Source organism: Arthrobacter sp. SAFR-179, from assembly GCF_059414945.1.
This window is the reverse complement of record NZ_JBPFDM010000006.1, coordinates 104,330-124,773: the sequence shown is the minus strand read 5'-3', so window position 1 is coordinate 124,773 and position 20,444 is coordinate 104,330. Positions and strand designations below refer to the sequence as shown.

The window sequence follows — 20,444 nt, the reverse complement described above, 5'->3', positions numbered from 1 at the left end:
ATCGCACTCTTGTTCTACATGCGAACAAGGAGGCTTGAAACGAGGGGATTTCTTTGGCTGCTAGCGCTGCGGCAGCCTGGCGGCGAGCTCCGCGGCAGCTTCCTGCAGCAACGGAACGTGGGCCTTCAGCTCCTCGAGGCCCAGGCGGAACACCGGTACCGCGGTTGCCAGGGACGCGAAGGCATGCCCTTGGCTGTTGAGCAGCGGGACGGCCACGGCGCGCATGCCGGCCTCGTTTTCCTCATCCATGACGGCGTAGCCCTGCCGGCGCACCTGCTCTATTTCGGCGCGGAAGGCATCCCGGTCGGTGATGGACTTTTCGGTGAGCGCTTCCAGCGGCAACTCCGCCAGGAGCCTTTCCCGCTCCGCATCCTCGGCGAAGGCCACCAGGGCTTTCCCGACGGCGGTGGTGGACAGGGAGCCCAGGTGGCCGGGGTCGCTGGTCACCCGGAACATCTGGGGACCGTCCACCTTGCTGACCGTCAGGTGATGGTGGCCGTCGCGGACGCTGAGGATGGTTGCCTCGCCTGTCTCGGCGGTAACCCGGCGCAGGACCGGCGTGGCAGTACCCGCGAAACCATGATGATTGGACACACGCTGGCCCAGCTGGAAGATGCGCAGGCCCAGGTGGTAGCGGCGCCCGTCCGGCTCGTAGTCCACAAAGCCGTCACGGGTCAGGGATCCAAGCAGGCGATAGGTGGTGCTGAACGGCAGTTCCGCCCGGCGGGAAATCTCCGCGGCACTGGCACCGCGCGGCTCGTCCCCCAGCAGGACCAGCAGGCCCAGGGCTTTGCCCACCATGTCCGTGCGGTCCGCAGGGCGGCCGCCAACCTTGGCTTCCGGGGGCATGGCGTTCACGGGCTCTGCGGCGGCGGGGACGGCAGCAGCGGATTCTTCATTGACCGCTGTGGTTTGGTTCACACTCATAACTCGATGTTCCCACAATGTGAGAGCTATTTCTAGATGGTGAGTATTTTCTTGACAGGTGACTGCCCTCACAGTCATAGTTTCTATATCGCACAAGTAGCTCCCACCATGTGGCTACGAATGCTTGGGTCTTTTCCGGACTCCAGCCGCATCGCGCCCCGCCCGCACCAAGGCAGCGGCGGCTGCGACCCCCAGATCCACATCCGCGACAATGTCGTCACACCAAAGGAACACCATGAGCCAGACACTTCCGTCCGCCGGGGCGGGTGCCCTCACCTCCGCCGGGACGCCCAAGAAGGCCGCCCTCGCCAGCTTCCTGGGCAGCGCCGTCGAATACTATGACTTCTTCATCTTCGGATCCGCTGCGGCGCTGATCTTCCCCAAGGTCTTTTTCCCCGACGCAGACACCAACGCTGCCATCATGTCCTTCGCCACCTTCGGGTTCGCCTATGTGGCCCGTCCCGTGGGCGCCATCATCCTGGGCCACTTCGGTGACCGGGTGGGCCGCCGGAAGGTCCTGATGTTCACGCTGCTGCTCATGGGCGCATCGACGTTCGTGATCGGCTGCCTCCCCGACTTCCGGACTGTCGGCTGGTGGGCTCCGGCCCTCCTGGTGATCGCCCGCCTCTGCCAGGGCCTCTCTGCCGCCGGTGAGCAGGCCGGCGCCTCCTCAATGACCCTCGAGCACGCCCCGGACAACCAGCGGTCCTTCTTTACCTCCTGGACCCTCACCGGTACGCAGGGCGGCCAGATCCTCGCCGCCCTGGTCTTCATCCCCGTCCTGGCCCTGCCGGATGAGATCAAGTACGGCATCGGCTGGCGCATCCCGTTCTGGCTCAGCGCCGTGGTGGTCGTCGTTGCCTTCTTCATCCGCCGCACGCTGCACGAACCGCCGGCCTTCGAGGAAGCCCAGAAGAACGCCCAGATCTCCAAGCTCCCCGTCGCCGACCTCCTCAAGGGCCACTGGCGCGACGTCCTGCGTGTTGTCGCGTGCGCCTTCATCGCCGCTGTCTCCACCGTGTTCGGCACGCTTGCCATCAGCTACGCCAAGACCGTCGCCGGAGTGGACGGCACCACCACCCTCTGGCTCGTCGTCGGCGCCAACCTGGTGGCCCTGGGCACCCAGCCGCTCTTCGGGAAGCTCGCGGACAGGATCGGCCGCAAGCCCGTCTTCATCTACGGCGCCGTGGCCAGCGCAATCCTGACCCCGCTGTTCCTGCTCAGTCTGGAATCCGGCAGCGTTCCGCTGATGTTCGTGGCCGCCATCGGTTTCTTCTCCTTCGGCTACGCCGCCTCCAACGCCGTCTGGCCGTCCTTCTACGCCGAGATGTTCAGCACCAAGGTCCGCTTCTCCGGCCTGGCCATCGGCACCCAGCTGGGCTTCCTGATGGCAGGCTTCGCACCGGCCATCGTGGCTGCCATGGGTGGCATCAAGCCCGGCGGCTGGGTGCAGATCAGCATCTTCACCGCCATCATCTGCGCCATCGCAGCAGTCTCCGCACTGACCGCCAAGGAGTCCTTCCGGACCCCCACCAAGCTGCTGGGCCTGAAGTAGGAGCCGGAGCGCGAACGTTCCTGCCCGGTTACTGATTAGTCAAAGCCCGCCACCTCCTGGAAGAGCCAGGGGTGGCGGGCTTTTTCGTGCGATCGGCACCGGCGCGGTGACGTAACTGGGCAGGAACACACGACGGCGGGCCTGGCTAAAGTGCGCCCCGGGGCTACTCCCGGCCGGTCTCCAGCACCGAGGCCAGGTCAAAGTTGACCGGTTCCTCCAGCTGTTCGTAGGTGCAGGATTCCGGGTCCCGGTCCGGCCGCCAGCGGTTGAACTGGGCTGTATGGCGGAACCTGTCGCCCTCCATATGGTCATAGCGGACCTCCACCACCAGTTCGGGCCGCAGCGGCACGAAGGACAGGTCCTTCCCGGCACTCCACCGGCTGCCTTCGGCGTTCCGCGGCGTCCGTTCCCCTTCCTCCTGCTTGGCCCACGCCCAGGGGTGGTTGTCGAAGTCCGTCACCAGCGGTTGGAGCTGCTCGAACAGTTCCTGCCGCTTCTTCATGGGGAAGGCACCAATCACGCCCACGCTGGCCAGGCCGCCGTCGTCCTTGTACAGGCCCAGCAGCAGGGAGCCAATGGCGTCCGGGCCGCTCTTGTGGAGCCGGTAGCCTGCCACCACGCAGTCCGCGGTGCGCTCGTGCTTGACCTTGAACATCACCCGCTTGTCCGGCTCGTACCGGCCGTCCAGCCGCTTGGCCACGATGCCGTCCAGCCCGGCCCCCTCGAACTGCTCGAACCACTGGGCGGCGGTGTCCTTGTCCGTGGTGGCCGCCGTGAGGTGGACCGGTGCGCTGCTGGCCGCGAGCGCCTTCTCCAGCGCCGCCCGCCGCTCGGAAAAGGGCCTGCCGGTGTAGTCGTCGCCATCCAGCGCAAGGAGGTCGAACGCCACGAAACTCGCCGGCGTTTGCTGGGCCAGCAGCTTCACCCGGCTGGCGGCGGGGTGGATGCGCTGCTGCAGGGCGTCGAAATCCAGCCGGTCGCCGGAGGCGCCCACCAGGATGATCTCGCCGTCCACCACGCAGCGCTGCGGCAGGTTTTCCTTGAGCGCGGCCACGAGCTCCGGGAAGTAGCGGGTCATGGGCTTTTCATTGCGGCTGCCGATCTCCAGCTCGTCCCCGTCGCGGAAGATGATGGACCTGAAGCCGTCCCATTTGGGCTCGTAGCTGAGGTCCCCGCTGCCTGGGATGCCGTCGATGCCGCTGACGGCCTTGGCAAGCATGGGCGGGACGGGCGGCATCACGGGAAGTTCCATAGTGCCCATTCTTGCCCGGCCCGTGCCCTGGACGGTAGGGCGGCACGGCGCCGGGAGGGATTTCAGCCGGCCAGCAGCCAGACCACCAGGACCAGCACGGGCGCCGCCGCGGCCGTGGAGAGCAGGATGGTTTCCCGGGCCACGGCCACGCCCTTCCCGTATTTGCTGGCAAACAGGAACACATTCTGGGCGGAGGGAAGCGCCGCCATGAGCACCACGCCCAGCAGCATGCGGTGGTCCAGGTCAAAGAGGAAGCGGCCGACGACGAACGCCACCGCCGGCATCACCGCGGACTTGAGTGCCGTGGCGGTGAGGATTTCGGCCGTGTGGCCGCCGCTTCGGAGCATTTTGGTTCCGTGCAGCGACATTCCGAATGCCAGCAGCACCACCGGGACGGCCGCGCCGCCCAGGAGCGTCAGCGGCGCCATCACCGGGGCCGGGAGCTGCACGTGGAACGCGGCCAGGACCACGCCCAGGAGCGAGGCGATGATCATGGGGTTCCGGAAGGGCTGGGTCAGCATGAGCCGGGGCGAGAACCGGCCGGCTTCGGAGAGGTCCAGCAGGGTCAGGACCAGCGGGGCGAACAGGAGCAGCTGGACCAGCAGGACGGGCGCCACGGGGGTGGCGTCCCCCAGGGCGTACAGGGTGATGGGGATGCCGATGTTGTTGGCGTTGACGTAGGAGCCGGCCATGGCGCCGACGGCCGTTTCGGCCAGCGGCCTCCGGAACCAGATCCTGCTGGCGGCCACATAAAGAAGCGCCGTGACGGCCGCCGTGATCAGCGCGAGCGGAACATAGGCGGAAAAGACCACGGAGAGGTCCGATTTCAGCACCACCGTGAAGAGCAGCACGGGGTTGGTGATGAAGAAGGCGGTGCGGGTCAGTGCCGAGATGGTGGGTTCGTCACCCAACCCGCACCGTGCAGCGATATAGCCCACGGCGATGACCACGCCGATCACCGCCAGTCCAATGAGCACACCGCCCACGTGGGGTACTTCCTTCCGGTTCCGCCGCACCCTGCGCCCGGAAGGGCACAGTATTACAAGTCTTAAACTTATCGGACAAGTGCCCCTGCTTTCGGTACCTGGCCATCCCACAGCCCAGGTACCCCTCGACAGGCCGCCGCCGGGACGGTACAGCTTAACGATGGTTACCGTCGGCTTCCACGCATCCCACGAACAAATCAGTCCCGGCCAGTTGCTCAAGGACGTCCAGCACGCTGAACGCGCCGGCTTTGACGCGGCCATGTGCTCCGACCACATCGAGCCGTGGTCAGCCCGGCAGGGGCACTCCGGCTTCGCATGGTCCTGGCTGGGTGCTGCGATGGCCACCACCAGCCTGCGGTTCGGCGTGGTGACCGCACCCGGCCAGCGCTACCACCCGGCCATCATCGCCCACGCCTCCGCAACCCTGGCCTGCATGTTCCCCGGCAGGTTCTGGTTCGCCCCCGGCAGCGGCGAAAACATGAACGAGCACATCACTGGCGACGCCTGGCCGGCCAAAGACATCCGGCAACGCCGGCTCGAAGAATGCGTGGACGTGATCCGCCGCCTGCACCGCGGGGAGGAGGTCAGCCACCGCGGGCTGGTCACCGTGGAGCAGGCCCGGATCTGGGATGTCCCCGACACCCCGCCCCCGCTCATCGCCCCCGCCATCAGCGTGGACACGGCCCGCCGCGCGGCAGCCTGGGCGGACGGCCTGGTCACCGTCAACCAGCCGGCGCCGAAGCTGCGGGACATGCTCGCCGCCTACCGCGACAGCGGGGGCAAAGGCAAGGCGGTGCTGCAGGTGCACCTGTCCTGGGCCGGCACCGAGCAGGAAGCGGCGGCCGTCGCCCTGGACCAGTGGCGGACCAACACGTTCGCACCGCCCATTCCCTGGGACCTGCCCTCCGCGGGCCATTTCGACGGCGTGGGCGAGCACGTGGGCGAGGAACAGGTCCGCAGCGCGGTCAATGTTTCCGCCAGCCTTGGCCGGCACGTGGACTGGCTGGCCGGGTATGCGGAGCTGGGCTTCGATGAGCTGTACCTGCACTTCGTGGGGCAGCAGCAGGAGGCCTTTATCGACGCCTTCGCCGCTGAGGTGCTTCCGCAGGTGCGCACCCCTCACCCGGCCGGCACGGAACCGCAGCTTGCGGCGGCAACCGCCAGCCCGGCGTCGGACACTCCGGCATGAGGATCGCCGAGACCTCGGACCTGTGGTGGAAGAACGCGGTGGTCTACTGCCTGGACGTGGAGACGTTCTTCGACGACGACGGCGACGGCACGGGCGATTTCGCCGGCCTCACCCAGCGGGTGGACTACCTCGCTGCGCTGGGCGTGACCTGCATCTGGCTGATGCCGTTCTACCCGTCCCCGGACCGCGATGACGGCTATGACGTCACCGACTTCTTCGGCGTGGACCGCCGCCTTGGCACGTTGGGCGACCTGGTGGAATTCATCCGCGCCGCGAAGGACCGGGGCATGCGGGTCATCGCCGACTTCGTGGTGAACCATACCTCGGACCAGCACCCCTGGTTCGTGGAAGCCCGGAAATCCACTGACAACCCGTTCCGCGACTTTTATGTGTGGCGGAAGGACACTCCCCCGGACACGTCCTCGGAGGTGGTGTTCCCCGGGGAGGAGAACTCGCTGTGGACCCTTGATGAAGCCACCGGCGAGTGGTACCTGCACATGTTCGCCAAATACCAGCCGGACCTCAACGTCACCAATGCCGGCGTGCGGGACCAGATCGCCAAGGCCATGGGACTGTGGCTGGAACTGGGGCTTGACGGCTTCAGGCTGGACGCCGTGCCGTTCTTCCTGGAGACGCGGGGCCAGCCCAAGGACGAGGTCGCCAACATCGACCCGCACGGCTACCTCCGCGCGCTGCGCAGCTTCATCAACCGGCGCAACGGCAGCGCCGTGCTGCTGGGGGAGGTGAACCTGCCCTACAAGGAGCAGCTGGAGTACTACGGCGGCCCCGAGGGCAATGAACTGAACATGCAGTTCGACTTCCTGGCCATGCAGCACATCTATTTGTCCCTCGCCAGGCAGGACGCGCGCCCGCTGGCCGAGACGCTCAAGAGCAGGCCGCCGATCAACCCGGACAACCAATGGGCCATGTTCGTGCGCAACCATGACGAACTGACCCTGGACAAGCTCAGCGACGGCGAGCGGCAGGAAGTGTTCGCCGCATTCGGGCCGGACAAGAACATGCAGATCTACGGCCGCGGCCTCCGGCGCCGGCTGCCTCCCATGCTCGGTGGAGACCAGGAGCGGATCCGCATGGTGTATTCCCTGATGTTCTCTCTGCCCGGCACCCCGGTGCTGTTCTACGGCGAGGAGATCGGCATGGGTGAGGACCTCCGGCAAAAGAGCCGCGCCGCAGTACGCACGCCCATGCAGTGGAACACTGAGAAGAACGGCGGCTTCTCCAATGCCAAGGCATCGGAGCTGGTAGCCCCGCTGGTGCGCGGCGACTATGGGCCGGAGAACGTCAACGCCGCTGCGGCCAAGCGGGACCCGGAATCGCTGTTCAACTTCATGGCAACGCTGATCGCGCGCTACCGCGAGGCACCGGAACTGGGGTGGGGCTCGTTCGGGATCATCGAGCAGCCGGAACCTGCGGTCTTTGCCCACACCTGCAGTTCCGACGGCGGGACGCTGGTGCTGCTGCACAACTTCGGCGAAGAGCCGGTGTTGGTCAGTGGACGCGTGGGACCGGAGCATGGCCCCCGCCAGGCATACCGGGACGCCATGCTGCTGGACCTGTTCGACGGCGGGAACGCCCCCTTGGAGCCCGACGGCAGTTTCACGGTGGAACTGGGACGCTACGGCTACCGCTGGTTCCGGGTGCACCGCAAAGGCGACCGGCTGGCACCGTAACCCGCCGCCCGCCGTCGTGCTTTGTGAAAAGATTAACCATGCACGCAATGCAGCACTCCAGCAAGCTTGAAAACGTCCGGTACGAACTCCGGGGCCCGGTCCTGCAGGCTGCCAAGAACATGGAGGCTGAGGGGCACCGGATCCTCAAGATGAACCTCGGGGACACGGCACCGTTCGGCCTCGAGGCGCCGGAATCCGTGGTGGTGGACATGATCCACCACCTCCGCGGCGCCCAGGGCTACAGCGACTCAAAAGGCATCTTCACCGCTCGGACCGCCATCTCGCAGTACTACCAGACACGTGGCCTGATGAACATCGGGGTCGAGGACATCGTGATCGGCAACGGCGTCAGCGAACTGATCTCCATGAGCCTGCAGGCGTTCATGGAAAACGGCGACCAAATCCTGGTCCCGGCCCCCGACTACCCCTTGTGGACCGCCGCCGTGACCCTGACCGGCGGCAAGCCGGTGCACTACCTCTGCGACGAGGCGGAGAACTGGTGGCCGGACATGGCCGATGTCGAAGCAAAGATCACCAGCCGCACCAAGGGCATCGTGATCATCAACCCGAACAACCCCACCGGCGCCGTCTACCCCCGGCAAATCCTGGAACAGTTCGCGGCGCTGGCCCGGAAGCACAACCTGGTCCTGTTCTCTGACGAGATCTACGAGAAGGTGCTCTACGAAGACGCAACGCATATCCACACCGCCTCTGTGGCCGAGGACGTGTGCTGCCTGACCTTCAGCGGCCTGTCCAAGGCCTACCGGATGCCGGGCTACCGGGCAGGATGGGTGGCCATCACCGGGCCGCTTGCCGCTACCGCCGCCTACCGTGAAGGCCTTGAACTGCTGGCCTCGCTGCGCCTGTGCGCCAACGTTCCTGCCCAGCACGCCATCCAAACCTGCCTGGGCGGCTACCAGAGCATTGAGGCCCTGGTGCAGCCCGGCGGGCGGCTGCGCGAGCAGCGGGACCTTGCCCACCAGCTCCTTAGTGCCATTCCCGGCGTAACGTGCGTGCCGGCGTCGGGCGCCATGTATCTGTTCCCCCGCCTGGACCCGGAACTCTACCCCATCGCCAATGACGAGAAATTCGTCCTGGACCTGCTCCGGGACCAAAAGATCCTGATTTCACACGGCTCGGCCTTCAACTGGCCCGCCCCGGACCACTTCCGGTTCGTCATCCTGCCCTCGGTGCTGGACATCGAGGAAGCTGTCCGGCGGATTTCCGCCTTCCTTGCCGCCTACCGCAACGGCAGCGACGCCTGAAGGCGACAGACATGAAACCGGTGCGGCGCGAAGAACTAACCGCACGCTAACCGCGGGGAAACCGCTGCGCAACATTCGCGGCCCACACTGGGTAGTGCAGGCAAGAGCCGGCACCAGCTCCAGCCAGGAGGCCCCCGATGTTGAAGAAAGCGACCACGCATGTAACCAGAGTCCGCGCACTGGATCAGCTCCACCGCGGTGACGAAATCGAAGCCCGCCTCTCCGTGGGTCCTTCCTACGACGACGTGGTGATCCGCCGCGGCAGCGTGCAGGAAACGGCGCCCGGCATCGGAGTGGTGTGGATCCTGGACCGGATCACGGGGGTCCGGAAGGCAATCAATACGGACGAGTGCAGCGTTTGGCGCGTGGCATAACGAACTGGACGTGGGGCTGCGGGCGTAGCCAGTAAGGGCTGCCCGCCGCCTTACCCGTCTCTATGTCAGACGGTCAGCCGCCCGCGACAGACTGGATCACCAGGACCTCCTGGCCCGGCGCCACCTCGGTATCCAGGCCGTGCAACCGCCGCACCTCGTCACCGTTGACGTAAATGTTCACGAACCGCCGTAGCGCGCCGGTTTCGTCACGAAGCCGCCGGCCCAGCACCGCATAGTCGGAGGCCACCGCATCAAGCAGGCTTCCTACCGTCACCGGCCCGTCCGCGGGTGCAGTCAGCACCGACTGCCCGCCAGCCAGGGGCTGCAGGACGCTGGGCAGCAGCAGCGAAATCTCAGGCACCTGCCACCACGGCTGCCCTGACGCACAGCACATCCGGCAGGTGGGACGCCACCTCCCTGAAGGTCTCCCCTTCATCCGCACTCGCATAGACGGCCCCGCCGCGCGTACCGAAGTACACCCCGGCGGGATCCGCGGTGTCCACGGCCGCTGCGTCCCGGAGCACGCTGTTGTATTCGTGCTCCGGAAGCCCGGTATTGAGGCGCTTCCAGGTGTTCCCGGCGTCGTCCGTGCGGTGGACGGCGAGCTTTCCGTCGGGAGGGATGCGTTCGCCGTCAGCCTTCAGCGGAATAACCCAGGCGGTGCCGTCCCGGCGCGGATGCGTGAGCATTACGAACCCGAAGTCGGCAGGCAGGCCCTCGGCGATGGAACTCCAACTGTCTGCGTTGTCGTCCGTCCGGTAGACCCCGTGGTGGTTCTGGGCGTACAGGCGCCCTTCCACGGCGGCGTCCGCGGCAATCTTGTGCACGCATTGGCCGAACTCCGGGTTGGGGTCCGGCATGAAGTACGCCGAGATGCCCTTGTTGCGTGCTTCCCAGGAGGCGCCGCCGTCGAGCGACCGGTATACGCCGCCGGTGCTCATGGCAACGTGCACCGTTTCCCCGGCCGGCTGGACCACGATCGAATGCGCCGCCGCCCCGCCGTAGCCTGCTCCCCATTCATTGCGGTGCGGGTGGTCCCAAAGGCCGCGGTTCAGCTCGAAGTGCTCACCGCCGTCAGTGGATTTCCACACGGAAATCGGTTCGGCTCCCGCCCACACAACTCCGGGACGCGACTCGGCATCCGGGTAAATCTGCCAGACGCGCTCAAGTGCTGCCCCCGTATCCTCCGGGAACGTGATGGCGCCCTGTTCCGGCTCGGACCAGGTGGCACCGAGGTCATCCGAGTGGGCCACCGTCGGTCCCCAATGCGGGCTGCGGACACCCACCAGGATGCGGGTGCGGCCCTCCCTGGTGTCGATCCCGATGCTGGGGATCTCCGCCATGAGGAAGTGCGGGCCCGTGAAGGACCACTCCTGCCGGTCCGGGCTGGTGGCCAGCCAGAGACCTTTCTTGGTGCCGATTGCCAGGACGAATGATTCTGCCGCCGTTGCCATGGGCTCCATGCAACCACCGGAGGGGTCCGGCCGCAATGGTTTTTACCCCTGCGGTGCCCCCTTCGGACCCGGCAGGGGCTTCAGTCGACGAACTCGGACTGCGTTTCGATGAAGTCCCAGTCCGCAGCAGTCAGTACGGCAGCGGGATTGCCGGGATGCGGGCCGCCGGCTTCGGCAATGCCCTGGAGGACCGGGAGCGGCAGTTCGTCGGCGCGGAGGTTCCCGCGCAGCCACTCCTTGCTGTCGAGGTCCAGGTCCAGCCACCACATGAAGATTTCCATGACGCACGCTCCTTGGGTCGTTTTAAACGTTAGGCGCGGCCCCGACGGCGGACAAGGTGCTGCAGCGGAAGCAGGTGTGTGCAGTCGGGTTTCGGGTACTGGCAAGTAACCTGGCCAGCCGCTGCCCGAAAAAGACGAGTATCCCCTACTGGCGACTGCCCCGGGAGGCGGCCCCTAGCCTGAAATCTCAAAGCAAGCTGACCGTGCTGCTGGGGCATACGGCGTCACCGCTGGCCTTCCTCGCCATGGTCCGTTTCACACATATATGGGGAGAAAACATGAAACGCACCTTAGCCACACTGGGAGTGGTGGGGCTCGGCCTCATCAGCCTCACCGCACCCGCCATGGCCGCGGGGGAAAAAGTCACCGTCTGCCACAGCGACGGCAGCACCTGGGCGCCGTTGGAATTCAATATCAATGGGCTGGGCGGCCACGACCAGCACCCGCTGGACATCATTCCGCCGACGTCGCAATCAGCAGGCAAGAACTGGACCGCTGCCGGAAAGACTCTCTACGTCGCCCAGTGCGCACCGCTGCCGCCCGGCGAAGTGCTCGATCCGGTGGATCCACCCGTCGTCGTCGATCCTCCCGTCACGCCCGTGGAGACGCCTCCTGCAGAGGAGCCGGTCGTCGTCGTCGAGCCCGTGACAGAGCAGCCCGTTGTGCAAATACCGGCAGAAACGCCGGCAGCACAGACACCCGCCGCGGTAGCCCCGGCCGCCGAAACGCCCGCAGCCGTAGCCCCGGCCGCTGCACCCGCACAGCCGGTGCCTGCCAAGCAGGTTGCCGCCGCACCAAAGGCAGCACCCAAGGCCGCCCCGGCCGCAGCCCCGGTCAGCGTCGGCACGAACCAGGGCTACAACGCGCAGACGGCGGTGGGAGCATCGGACGCCGGCTCAGGCTGGCTTGCAGGCGTGGGAGCGCTGGCTGCCGCAGCGGCAGCAGTGGCCGTACGCCGCCGGACCCGTCCAGAGCAGGCCGGCTAGCCGGCAAACCGCCACTACCCGTGGCCCTTTGACAAGGAAGGCGTCCTGCCAGTGCCCGGCAGGACGCCTTCCTTCCAATCCCGCCAACCGTCAGGAGTGCCATGCGCCAGGATCGAAGCCGGCATGCAGCGCCCACGCGGCTCCGCATCCTTCGCTGGAACCGGGGCGATGCGGCTATCCTGCTGTGCGGGTTCCTCGCGTTCCTGTCCTTCACCCTCGGTGCCCCCCTGTTCCACGCGGCGCCGTTCCATCCGGCACCATCGTCAGCGGCCGGGGACACCTCTCCCTCGGCCGCCCTGGTTCCCGGGGGCACCGCTTCGGGCAGCCTTGGCTTAGGAAACGGGGCGGCTCCCATCGCGGAAACCGGCCTGCAGGATGGGTCAGCGCTGCAGGACCCGGCCCCCGGCAGAACGGCAACGGAGGCAGCGGCGGGACCAGAGCTTCCGCCGGCCGCCCAGCCGGTCCGCATCCGTTACCCGTCGGCGGCCGTGGACGTGGCCATCCATCCGCTGGACCTGGACGGCGAAGCCCAGTCCAGCCGGACCATAGAACCTCCAGCCACCAAGGACGGCTACTGGCTCACCACGTTTGGCGTTCCGGGCAACGGCTCCGGCAACACCACCTACATCATCGGCCACAGCTGGGAGGGCGCGGACGCTCCCTTCAACCACCTGAGTTCAGCGGCAGCCGTGGGCGACCGGCTCGAAGTGCAAACAGCGGCCGGAACCATCAGCTACCAGGTGGACAGCATCACTACCTACCTGAAATCAGGGCTCAAAGACAGCCCCGTCTGGGACATGGTGCCCAACCGGCTGGTCCTCATCAGCTGCTACACCGAGGATCCCTGGGGCAAGAACGTGGTGGTCACGGCGTACCCAGCATTGTCCTGAGTCCTTCCTGCTATGCCCCCTGGCACCCGGGGAGTTATGGGCCCAACGTACCTGTTCACAGCCAGCAGGGCGGGCGGACAATTGTCACCATGACATGGGAAAACTTCGACGCCGCCCCGCTGCTGATGGGAATTATGCCTAAACAGCACCCGGAGGTTCTCCGGACTGCGGCCACGCTTGCGGCCCGGCTCTCCGCGCCGCTGGTCTGCGCCTATGTGGACGAAGCCAGCTACCTGGTGGAATGGGATCCCGCCCGTTCCGCCCACCGGCTTTCCCTGCACCCGGACAAAGATGACGACATGCTGGCGCTGACAACGGAGTTGAAGGAACAGGTCCAGGCGGCAGTGGACAAGCTCCCGTCCGACGGCGGGCCCATCCAGTGGTCCTTCCGCACCCTTTCGGGGGACCCCGCCCGGGCCCTGGCCCAACTGGCGGCCGAAGTGGATGCCCCAATGATCATTGTGGGCACCTCCGAACGCGGATTCACGCACCGGCTCTCCGAGGCACTCAACGGCTCGGTGGGGCAATGGCTAAGCCACCACCAGGGCCGCCCTGTGCTGGTGGTTCCCTACCGGATGCCCGCCCACGAGGACAGGCCCTGAGCGGGAGGATTTCGGGGAAAATACCCATGGTGGAGGCCTGCTTAAAGTAAAGCGAAAGTAGTTATTCGTGGTGCTGGCGCAGGGCCGGTACCAGCCAGTAAGCTGATTCAAGCAAGGCCGGTCCACACCACTGGTAACCGGGATTGCCCAAGAGCTGCTCCGGAGTGCGTATCCCCCAATAACGCACTCCGGAGCTTTTTTGTGTCCTGAAACCGCAGGCCGGACCGTTGCCGGATACCCCTCGGGGGTACTTGCGTTGATACCCCTCCGGGGTATAGGTTCAACCTATGAACGCTATCGAAGAAGCCGTCGCCGCCTTGGAAGGTGAAGCCTCGGCCACGGAGGCCAGCGCTGCAGCCCACCACGGTTACACGGGAAACAAGGATGCATACCTTCGCCGGCTGAAGCGCATCGAGGGGCAGGTCCGGGGCATTGCCCGGATGGTGGATGAGGACAAATACTGCATCGACATCCTCACCCAGGTTGCCGCCGTCACCAAGGCCCTGCACGCCGTCAGCCTCGGGCTCGTCGAGGAACACATCGGCCACTGCGTGGTGGGTGCCGCCTCGGAACCGGACCCGGAAGCACGCGCTGAGGCCATCGATGCCAAGGTCAAGGAAGCCGCCGACGCCATCGGCCGCCTCCTTCGCTGACACCATTCCACACCCAAACCCCGGCCACCGCCGGCACCCTACAAAGGAGCAAGCCATGAGCACCACCTCCCCCACCACCACCATCAGCGTCTCCGGCATGACCTGCGGGCACTGCGTGTCGGCCGTCAGTGAAGAACTCGAAGCCCTGGAGGGCGTTGAAGCAGTGGACGTCGATCTGAACGCCGGCGGCATTTCAACAGTGACCATTACCTCAAGCAAGGAACTCCACCCTTCCGAGATCGGGGAAGCCGTCGCCGAGGCGGGCTACCTGGTCGTCGCCAACGAGGCCTAGAAGCCCCAACACCCCCGGAAAGCTGACATGAGCCACCAAGAACTGCTGCACCAACCCGGTACCCGAATCGTCGAACTGGACATCGAGGGGATGACCTGCGCGTCCTGCGTCAACCGGGTGGAGAAAAAGCTCGGGAAGCTCGACGGCGTGTCAGCAACGGTCAACCTCCCGCTGGAATCCGCCTACGTCACGGTCCCAGAGGGCATCACCGACGAACAGCTCACGTCAACGGTGGAAGCAGCCGGCTACAAGGCACACGTCCGCCAGCAGCGCGCTGAAGCCCAGCCCGCAGACCAGACCACCGCGATCCCCGCATCGAGCCTCCGTCCGCGCCTCATCCTCGCCGCGGTGCTGACCATCCCGGTGTTCCTGGTCAGCATGGTCCCCGCGTTCCAGTTCCCGAATTGGGGCTGGATGGCGGCGGTGCTGGCGTTGCCGGTGGTCACGTGGGCGGCCTGGCCCTTCCACCGGGCGGCAGCGGTCAATGCGCGCCATCTGGCCTCCACCATGGATACCTTGGTGTCACTCGGGGTGGCGGCCGCTTACCTGTTTTCGGCGTGGCAGCTGCTGGCGGACCCCCGCATGACGGAGCATCCCGGCATGGAGGGCATGCCCGGGGGCCTGTACTTCGAGGTGGCGTCGGTGGTCACCACCTTCCTGCTCCTGGGCCGGTACCTGGAGGCCAATGCCAAGCAAAAGGCAGGCGACGCGCTCCAGGCCCTGCTGAACCTGGGCGCCAAAGACGCCACAGTCCTGCGTGGCGGCCTGGAAGAGAAGATCCCTGCGGACCGCCTGCAGGTGGGCGATGTCCTGGTGGTCCGGCCGGGCGAGAAGATCGCCACAGACGGCGTGGTGGTGGACGGCGCCTCCGCCGTGGATGCCTCCCTGGTCACGGGTGAGTCCGTCCCCGTCGAGGTGGGCCCGGACAGCCGCGTCACCGGTGCGACCATCAACACCTCCGGCCGCCTGCTGGTCAGGGCAACAAGGGTTGGCTCGGAAACCACGCTGGCCCAGATGGCACGCCTGGTATCGCAGGCACAGACCGGCAAGGCCCCCATCGCGCGGCTCGCCGACCGCATCAGCGCCGTCTTTGTCCCGGTGGTCCTGGCCATCGCCGCCCTGACGTTCATCCTCTGGCTGGTCCTCGCCGGCCCGGGAGCCGACGGAAGCAACCTGCGGGAGGCGTTCACGGCCGCCGTCGCCGTCCTGGTGATCGCCTGCCCCTGCGCGCTGGGCCTGGCCACTCCTGTTGGCCTGTTGACCGGCACCGGCCGCGGCGCCCAGCTGGGCATCCTGATCAAGGGCCCGCAGGTATTGGAGGACACCCGAACCGTGGACACCATCCTGCTGGACAAGACCGGGACCGTCACCACCGGCGTCCTCGCCGTGGACGCCACGGCGGCGTTCCCCGGCTTCCAGGAAGGGGACGTCCTCCGGCTCGCCGGAGCCGTTGAGGCCGCCAGCGAGCACCCGGTGGCCCGCGCCATTGCGGCAGCAGCAGCTTCCGCCGCATCTTTGGCCCATGCAGGGCACGACGGCGGCCCGTCGCCTTCCGCGCACTTGGCGGCAGTTCACTTGCCGGCAGTCCAGGGGTTCAGTTCCGCCCCCGGCGGTGGCGTATCGGGGACCGTCGAGGGCAGGCGCGTGATGGCTGGGCGGAGCGGCTGGCTGGAGCAGAACGGCATTGCCCTGGACGCCGGCCAGCAGGCACAGCTGGCCGCTGCCGAGGAAGGCGGCGCCACGGCCATCTGCGTCGCAGTGGATGGGACACCGGCCGGAATCATCAGCCTCAGGGACACCGTCAAGGAAGGCTCCGCCGCCGCCGTCGACCGGCTGAAGGCGTTGGGCCTGCGGCCCATCCTGCTGACCGGGGACAATGCCGCCGTCGCCGCCCGGGTGGCTGCCGCCGTCGGCATCGCTCCGGACGATGTCCATGCCGGTGTCCTGCCGGAAGGGAAGGTGGAGGCAGTCCGGAAGCTCCAGGCGGGCGGGGCCACGGTGGCTATGGCCGGGGACGGCGTCAATGATGCCGCAGCCCTTGCACAGGCGGACCTCGGAATTGCGATGGGCTCCGGGACTGACGTGGCCATCGAAGCCGCCGACCTGACGGTGATGGGCAACGACCTCGCCCAGGTGGCCCAGGCCATCGAACTGTCCCGGAAGACCCTGGGCACCATCAAAACCAACCTGTTCTGGGCGTTCTTCTACAACGCGGTGGGCATCCCGGTGGCCGCCCTGGGCCTGCTCAACCCAATGATCGCCGGCGCCGCCATGGCGGCGAGTTCGGTCTTGGTGGTGGCCAACTCGCTGCGGCTGCGCAGCTTTGGGAAACGCTGAGGACTCAGGCGGCGCCGTAACGAACCGCGGCGCGCGCCCTGGCCTTGGCTGCTTCGGCCTCCCGGTCCTTCGGTGGAGCCTGCGTCACCAGGGAATCCAGCAGGTGCTGCGTGATGTGGGCTATCTGGTGCACGGCCTCGTCAAAGGCCTCCTGGTTGGCCTTGGACGGTTTGGTGCTGCCGCTGACCTTGCGGACGTACTGCAGCGCTGCCGCATTCACCTCCTCGGACGTGGCGTGCGGCTCGAAGTTGTGGAGGGTTCGGATATTCCGGCACATAACGCCATGCTAGGCTCTTCCAACGCCTGGGATCGACCCCTTTTTTCATGGTCTTCATCCGGCGTCGATGGGGAGCCCGGCATGGGCAGGGCTGCCCATCGACACTGTTGGGGGGCCGGGATAGGTTTTAGGCAATGGATCTTCCGGATGAGCCGGGGGGCCGCTGGGGATGCCGATCTGGTTCGGATCCACTACCTAACAAGGAGAAACTGATGGCTATTTGGGGTGCAGACGTTGAGCAGCTTCGCCAGCTCGGCAGCAAGCTTCAGGCAGGGGCGTCCGAGATCGAGACGCAGAAGTCCACTCTTACCAAGGTCCTGAGCGGCACCGACTGGAAGGGCCCGGACGCTGACAAGTTCCGCCAGGAGTGGTCCGGAACCCACACCACCATGCTGACCAAGGTTGCCGAGGCACTGAAGGAAGCCGGCAGCCAGGCCAAGCGCAACGCCGAGCAGCAGAGCCAGGCATCGAACTAGGCTTATTGCCATATTTTGGCGGGCAGGGACACCGAAAGGTGTCCCTGCCTTTTTGGTTGGCGTCCGACGGCGGCCCCTGGCTTGGCGGGCCTTCGCACCTAGGGTACGGGCTCGACGTCGTTCGCGTGGTCCAGCGGCGACGCCGGCACTTGGGTGACCCTGCCGCCGTCGTTCGAAGCGGTGGCGGGCGAACGCAACTCGTCGAGCCGGACCAGAATGACCCCGCCCACGATCAGCAGGCCGCCCACGAGCTGGATGGCACCGGGAAGTTCCCCCAGCAGCAGCCACGCCCAGACAACGGCGAACAGCACCTCGGTTAGTGACACGAAGGACGCCACTTTGGAACCGAGGGCCCGGGCCGCCATGACGCCCGATACGTATGCCAGCACGGTGGCCAGCACCACCAGCCCGGCCAGCGAAACCCACCACGGCACGGTCCATGGGCCCAGGGCTGTGTCCGCGGTGCCGAAGGCCATGGGCAGCAGACCGGTGGCGGCAGCGAGCCACATGACCGCCGCACCCACCATGAGGCCGCCGGAGGCCAGCACGATGGGCGGCAACGTGTCATTTTCCTTTGCCGTGATGAAGAAATAGATGGCCAGGCAGACCGCGGCCGCCATGCCCCACAGCACCCCCACCAGGTCAACCTTGACCGCTCCGGTGAGGTCAAGCACCAGCACCAGCCCGGCCAGGGACAGCAGCGTCCCGCCGGCGGTCAGCACGCGCGGCCGCCGGCGGCTCGCGGCCCAAAGCCACAGGACGATGATCACCGGGGCCAGGTACTCCAGCAGGAGCGCGACGCCCACGGAGAGCCGGGCCACCGCATTGAAGTAGAACAATTGACAAGCCGCCACCCCAATGAGCCCGAACAGCACGATGATGAGCCAGTTGTCCTTCAACTGGCCCCAGCGGCCCTTCAGTGCCCACGCTGCGGGCAGCGCAAGGATCAGGGCGGCTCCCGTCAGGCGGGCCGTCACGGCAGCCCCCGGCGTCCAGCCGGTTTCCAGCAGCGATTTGGCGAAGGATCCGGACAGGCCAAAAACAGCAGAGGAGAACAGCGCGATACCCAACCCGGAGGCCTGGAAGCCGGTACGCCGGGTGGGCAGTTCCCGTGCGGGGGTGTGGTTTTGGGCGGCAGGCACCGTCGCCTCCTGTCAGGAGTAAAGTGGGGTAACGCCCATGACACTACGCTTGGGTGCTGTAAGGAGTCAACATGGTTTTCGCCCCTGACACTGAAGTGGCGCTGCGGACGGTGGTGAACCTCATCAACACATCCGCAAACGGCAGGGAAGGGTTGGCCTCCGTTGCGGACCTGGACAGCTTCCTGGCCATGGAGGGATTTTCCGGTTCCCGCAGCCGCGATGCCGGGGAACTGGAAAGCGTGCGGCAGTTGCGGCGGGAACTGTGGGCACTGTGGACGGCGGATGAGGACGCCGCCGTGGAGACGGTCAACCGGCTGCTGCGGGACGCCAACGCGCTGCCGCAGCTGATGAAGCACGACGGATGGGACTGGCACCTTCATGCCACAGCGCCGGAGGCACCCCTTGCGGACCGGATGAGCACCGAGGCGGCCATGGCCCTGGCTGATGTGATCCGCAGCAAGGAGATGGAGAGGCTGCGGGTGTGCGGGTCAGAGGACTGCGATGCGGCGGTGCTGGACCTGAGCCGCAACCGGTCCAAGCGGTACTGCGATACCGGCAACTGTGCCAACCGGGCGCATGTTGCGGCCTACCGGGCCCGGCAGGCTGCCGCCGGTTAGCGGTTACGGTGCACGTTGTCCTGGGATCCGGGCTCCGGCGGCATCAAAGTGCCGCAGCTACCGTTGGGGCGTGCCGTCCGTGTCCTCGCCGGATGCGGGCGGGTTCTGGCTGCCGGGAGCACCAAAGCCGTGGCCCGGGGGTGCCTGGGATGGCCTCTTAGGTGCCGAGCTCAGGTTCACCCCTGATCCCTTGCCCAGGTGTTCGGCGTTCTCCTTATAGCTCATCGACAGCATTGCGGCCACCACCAGGGTGGCAATAAAGGCGATGCCGGCGGCGGTGAAGGCAAGGTCGAACCGGGGTGCGCGGGCGCTTCCCCCGGAGGCGAAGATCAGCACTGCAACGAAGGCGACGACGGCCCAGAAAGCCGAAAACATCAGCGGCCCCTTCACCGAGGTCCGCAGCCTGCGCGGTTTTCCTTGATGCTGGTCAGCCACAGTGGTTCCTCCCTGCAGGCGGCGCACGGCCGGCCTGGTTTACGAATTGCGGTGCTGCGCCGGATTTTCTACAGAAAGTAGAAGGGCGCTCCTCCTAGTTTACGGCTTCCCCGCGCCGGCACGGGCATCGTGCCGCAGCGTCAGTCCGGAAAGTACCCACAGGACGCCGGAAATAATGGCGCCTCCACCGGCCACGCCCAGCAGTGCATGGGCGCCCAGGTTGATGAAGAAGGGCAACAGCACTGCAGTTCCGATCCCGATCGCGCCGGACGCGATCCAGTCGCGGGCAAGATCATGGCGCCCCCTGTACTGCAGGCCGCAGGCAAGCTCGAGAATGCCGGCCACGCCCAGGCCCAGGGCTGCGATCACACCGAACAGCAGGTCACTGTGCAGGAGGAGCACGGCAAAACCGGCGCCCGCCAGGACGGCTGCGCCGGCGGACAGCAGCTTGCCGGGCGCCGAATTCTGCGCGAAGCCGGCTGCAGGGACGGTCCGCAGGGAGAGCAGGCCGGACGCCAGGAGGTAGAGTCCACCGGCCCAGCCCATGACCTCCACGGACGGTGACGTCCAGAAGACGGTAATGGCACCAAACACCAGGGCGACGGCGGCGCGGAGCAGGACCGGCTTCCAGAGGTAGTTACGGGGCGTGGTTCCGGGAGCAGCGCCCGCGGGGGTGGATGGTTGCGTCACCGGTCCAGTTTAGTGGCGGCAGCTCGAAGATCTAACCGGGCTGCGTCCCGCCGGATCGTCATGCTGCGCCACG

23 protein-coding genes are annotated in these 20,444 nt (G+C 66.7%); 13 read left to right on the top strand and 10 right to left on the bottom strand.

What is annotated here, in order from left to right:
* Positions 1 to 60: 60 nt before the first annotated feature.
* Positions 61 to 927: an IclR family transcriptional regulator gene (locus ACR65K_RS11920; RefSeq protein ID WP_440152985.1), complete on the bottom strand. Its 867-nt coding sequence runs from the start codon at positions 925 to 927 to the stop codon at positions 61 to 63.
* A 235-nt stretch (positions 928 to 1,162) separates the two neighbouring features.
* On the opposite strand from ACR65K_RS11920, the gene ACR65K_RS11915 reads away from it, so the two are divergent.
* The gene (locus tag ACR65K_RS11915; protein WP_056335816.1) at positions 1,163 to 2,482 is read left to right on the top strand and encodes an MFS transporter; all 1,320 of its coding nucleotides are present in this window, start codon (positions 1,163 to 1,165) and stop codon (positions 2,480 to 2,482) included.
* A gap of 163 nt (positions 2,483 to 2,645) precedes the next feature.
* On the opposite strand, the gene ACR65K_RS11910 is transcribed toward ACR65K_RS11915, so the two are convergent.
* Positions 2,646 to 3,734: an ATP-dependent DNA ligase gene (locus ACR65K_RS11910; RefSeq protein ID WP_440152983.1), complete on the bottom strand. Its 1,089-nt coding sequence runs from the start codon at positions 3,732 to 3,734 to the stop codon at positions 2,646 to 2,648.
* Between the two features lie 62 nt (positions 3,735 to 3,796).
* Complete coding sequence (locus ACR65K_RS11905) at positions 3,797 to 4,720, bottom strand: AEC family transporter (RefSeq protein ID WP_440152981.1); 924 nt, start codon at positions 4,718 to 4,720, stop codon at positions 3,797 to 3,799.
* 160 nt (positions 4,721 to 4,880) lie between these two features.
* Between ACR65K_RS11905 and ACR65K_RS11900 the strand changes: the two genes are divergently transcribed.
* From ACR65K_RS11900 to ACR65K_RS11885, 4 genes are all read left to right on the top strand, one after another.
* Complete coding sequence (locus ACR65K_RS11900; RefSeq protein WP_440152980.1) at positions 4,881 to 5,909, top strand: TIGR03885 family FMN-dependent LLM class oxidoreductase; 1,029 nt, start codon at positions 4,881 to 4,883, stop codon at positions 5,907 to 5,909.
* Entirely contained in the window at positions 5,906 to 7,600 is a 1,695-nt protein-coding gene (locus tag ACR65K_RS11895) for an alpha-amylase family protein (protein WP_440152978.1), read from the top strand. The genes ACR65K_RS11900 and ACR65K_RS11895 overlap by 4 nt, the downstream gene beginning before the upstream one ends.
* A gap of 38 nt (positions 7,601 to 7,638) precedes the next feature.
* A complete protein-coding gene (locus tag ACR65K_RS11890; protein ID WP_440152977.1) occupies positions 7,639 to 8,865 on the top strand; it encodes a pyridoxal phosphate-dependent aminotransferase in 1,227 nt (408 codons plus the stop codon).
* Between the two features lie 137 nt (positions 8,866 to 9,002).
* Positions 9,003 to 9,239, top strand: coding sequence for a hypothetical protein (locus ACR65K_RS11885; protein WP_018762891.1), 237 nt, complete (start codon positions 9,003 to 9,005; stop codon positions 9,237 to 9,239).
* A 73-nt stretch (positions 9,240 to 9,312) separates the two neighbouring features.
* On the opposite strand, the gene ACR65K_RS11880 is transcribed toward ACR65K_RS11885, so the two are convergent.
* The 3 genes from ACR65K_RS11880 to ACR65K_RS11870 all read right to left on the bottom strand — a co-directional run bounded on the left by ACR65K_RS11880 (position 9,313) and on the right by ACR65K_RS11870 (position 10,974).
* Positions 9,313 to 9,633: a MoaD/ThiS family protein gene (locus ACR65K_RS11880; RefSeq protein ID WP_440152975.1), complete on the bottom strand. Its 321-nt coding sequence runs from the start codon at positions 9,631 to 9,633 to the stop codon at positions 9,313 to 9,315.
* Positions 9,593 to 10,702 carry a WD40/YVTN/BNR-like repeat-containing protein gene (locus ACR65K_RS11875; protein WP_440152974.1) on the bottom strand — a complete coding sequence of 370 codons (1,110 nt, stop codon included), beginning with the start codon at positions 10,700 to 10,702 and terminating at the stop codon, positions 9,593 to 9,595. The genes ACR65K_RS11880 and ACR65K_RS11875 overlap by 41 nt, the downstream gene beginning before the upstream one ends.
* Positions 10,703 to 10,773: 71 nt before the next feature.
* Positions 10,774 to 10,974 carry a hypothetical protein gene (locus ACR65K_RS11870; protein ID WP_142032552.1) on the bottom strand — a complete coding sequence of 67 codons (201 nt, stop codon included), beginning with the start codon at positions 10,972 to 10,974 and terminating at the stop codon, positions 10,774 to 10,776.
* A gap of 278 nt (positions 10,975 to 11,252) precedes the next feature.
* Between ACR65K_RS11870 and ACR65K_RS11865 the strand changes: the two genes are divergently transcribed.
* From ACR65K_RS11865 to ACR65K_RS11840, 6 genes are all read left to right on the top strand, one after another.
* Positions 11,253 to 11,960: a hypothetical protein gene (locus ACR65K_RS11865; RefSeq protein WP_440152973.1), complete on the top strand. Its 708-nt coding sequence runs from the start codon at positions 11,253 to 11,255 to the stop codon at positions 11,958 to 11,960.
* A gap of 101 nt (positions 11,961 to 12,061) precedes the next feature.
* On the top strand, positions 12,062 to 12,850 hold the full coding sequence (locus ACR65K_RS11860; protein WP_440152971.1) for a class F sortase: 789 nt from the start codon (positions 12,062 to 12,064) through the stop codon (positions 12,848 to 12,850).
* Between the two features lie 89 nt (positions 12,851 to 12,939).
* The gene (locus ACR65K_RS11855) at positions 12,940 to 13,452 is read left to right on the top strand and encodes a universal stress protein (RefSeq protein WP_440152970.1); all 513 of its coding nucleotides are present in this window, start codon (positions 12,940 to 12,942) and stop codon (positions 13,450 to 13,452) included.
* A gap of 287 nt (positions 13,453 to 13,739) precedes the next feature.
* The gene (locus ACR65K_RS11850) at positions 13,740 to 14,105 is read left to right on the top strand and encodes a metal-sensitive transcriptional regulator (protein ID WP_440152968.1); all 366 of its coding nucleotides are present in this window, start codon (positions 13,740 to 13,742) and stop codon (positions 14,103 to 14,105) included.
* Positions 14,106 to 14,160: 55 nt separating this feature from the next.
* Entirely contained in the window at positions 14,161 to 14,397 is a 237-nt protein-coding gene (locus ACR65K_RS11845) for a heavy-metal-associated domain-containing protein (protein WP_056335849.1), read from the top strand.
* Positions 14,398 to 14,424: 27 nt separating this feature from the next.
* Positions 14,425 to 16,734 carry a heavy metal translocating P-type ATPase gene (locus ACR65K_RS11840; RefSeq protein ID WP_440152966.1) on the top strand — a complete coding sequence of 770 codons (2,310 nt, stop codon included), beginning with the start codon at positions 14,425 to 14,427 and terminating at the stop codon, positions 16,732 to 16,734.
* A 4-nt stretch (positions 16,735 to 16,738) separates the two neighbouring features.
* Here ACR65K_RS11840 and ACR65K_RS11835 read toward each other — a convergent pair whose 3' ends face one another.
* On the bottom strand, positions 16,739 to 17,011 hold the full coding sequence (locus tag ACR65K_RS11835; RefSeq protein WP_056335855.1) for a DUF2277 domain-containing protein: 273 nt from the start codon (positions 17,009 to 17,011) through the stop codon (positions 16,739 to 16,741).
* A 212-nt stretch (positions 17,012 to 17,223) separates the two neighbouring features.
* Here ACR65K_RS11835 and ACR65K_RS11830 point away from each other — a divergent pair, with 212 nt between their 5' ends.
* A complete protein-coding gene (locus ACR65K_RS11830) occupies positions 17,224 to 17,487 on the top strand; it encodes a WXG100 family type VII secretion target (protein WP_056335858.1) in 264 nt (87 codons plus the stop codon).
* Between the two features lie 98 nt (positions 17,488 to 17,585).
* Here ACR65K_RS11830 and ACR65K_RS11825 read toward each other — a convergent pair whose 3' ends face one another.
* A complete protein-coding gene (locus ACR65K_RS11825) occupies positions 17,586 to 18,629 on the bottom strand; it encodes an EamA family transporter (protein ID WP_440152965.1) in 1,044 nt (347 codons plus the stop codon).
* Positions 18,630 to 18,700: 71 nt separating this feature from the next.
* Here ACR65K_RS11825 and ACR65K_RS11820 point away from each other — a divergent pair, with 71 nt between their 5' ends.
* Positions 18,701 to 19,246 carry a CGNR zinc finger domain-containing protein gene (locus ACR65K_RS11820; RefSeq protein ID WP_440152963.1) on the top strand — a complete coding sequence of 182 codons (546 nt, stop codon included), beginning with the start codon at positions 18,701 to 18,703 and terminating at the stop codon, positions 19,244 to 19,246.
* A gap of 57 nt (positions 19,247 to 19,303) precedes the next feature.
* On the opposite strand, the gene ACR65K_RS11815 is transcribed toward ACR65K_RS11820, so the two are convergent.
* The gene (locus ACR65K_RS11815; RefSeq protein WP_056335864.1) at positions 19,304 to 19,681 is read right to left on the bottom strand and encodes a hypothetical protein; all 378 of its coding nucleotides are present in this window, start codon (positions 19,679 to 19,681) and stop codon (positions 19,304 to 19,306) included.
* Positions 19,682 to 19,780: 99 nt separating this feature from the next.
* Entirely contained in the window at positions 19,781 to 20,371 is a 591-nt protein-coding gene (locus tag ACR65K_RS11810; RefSeq protein WP_056335866.1) for a hypothetical protein, read from the bottom strand.
* Positions 20,372 to 20,444: the final 73 nt, after the last annotated feature.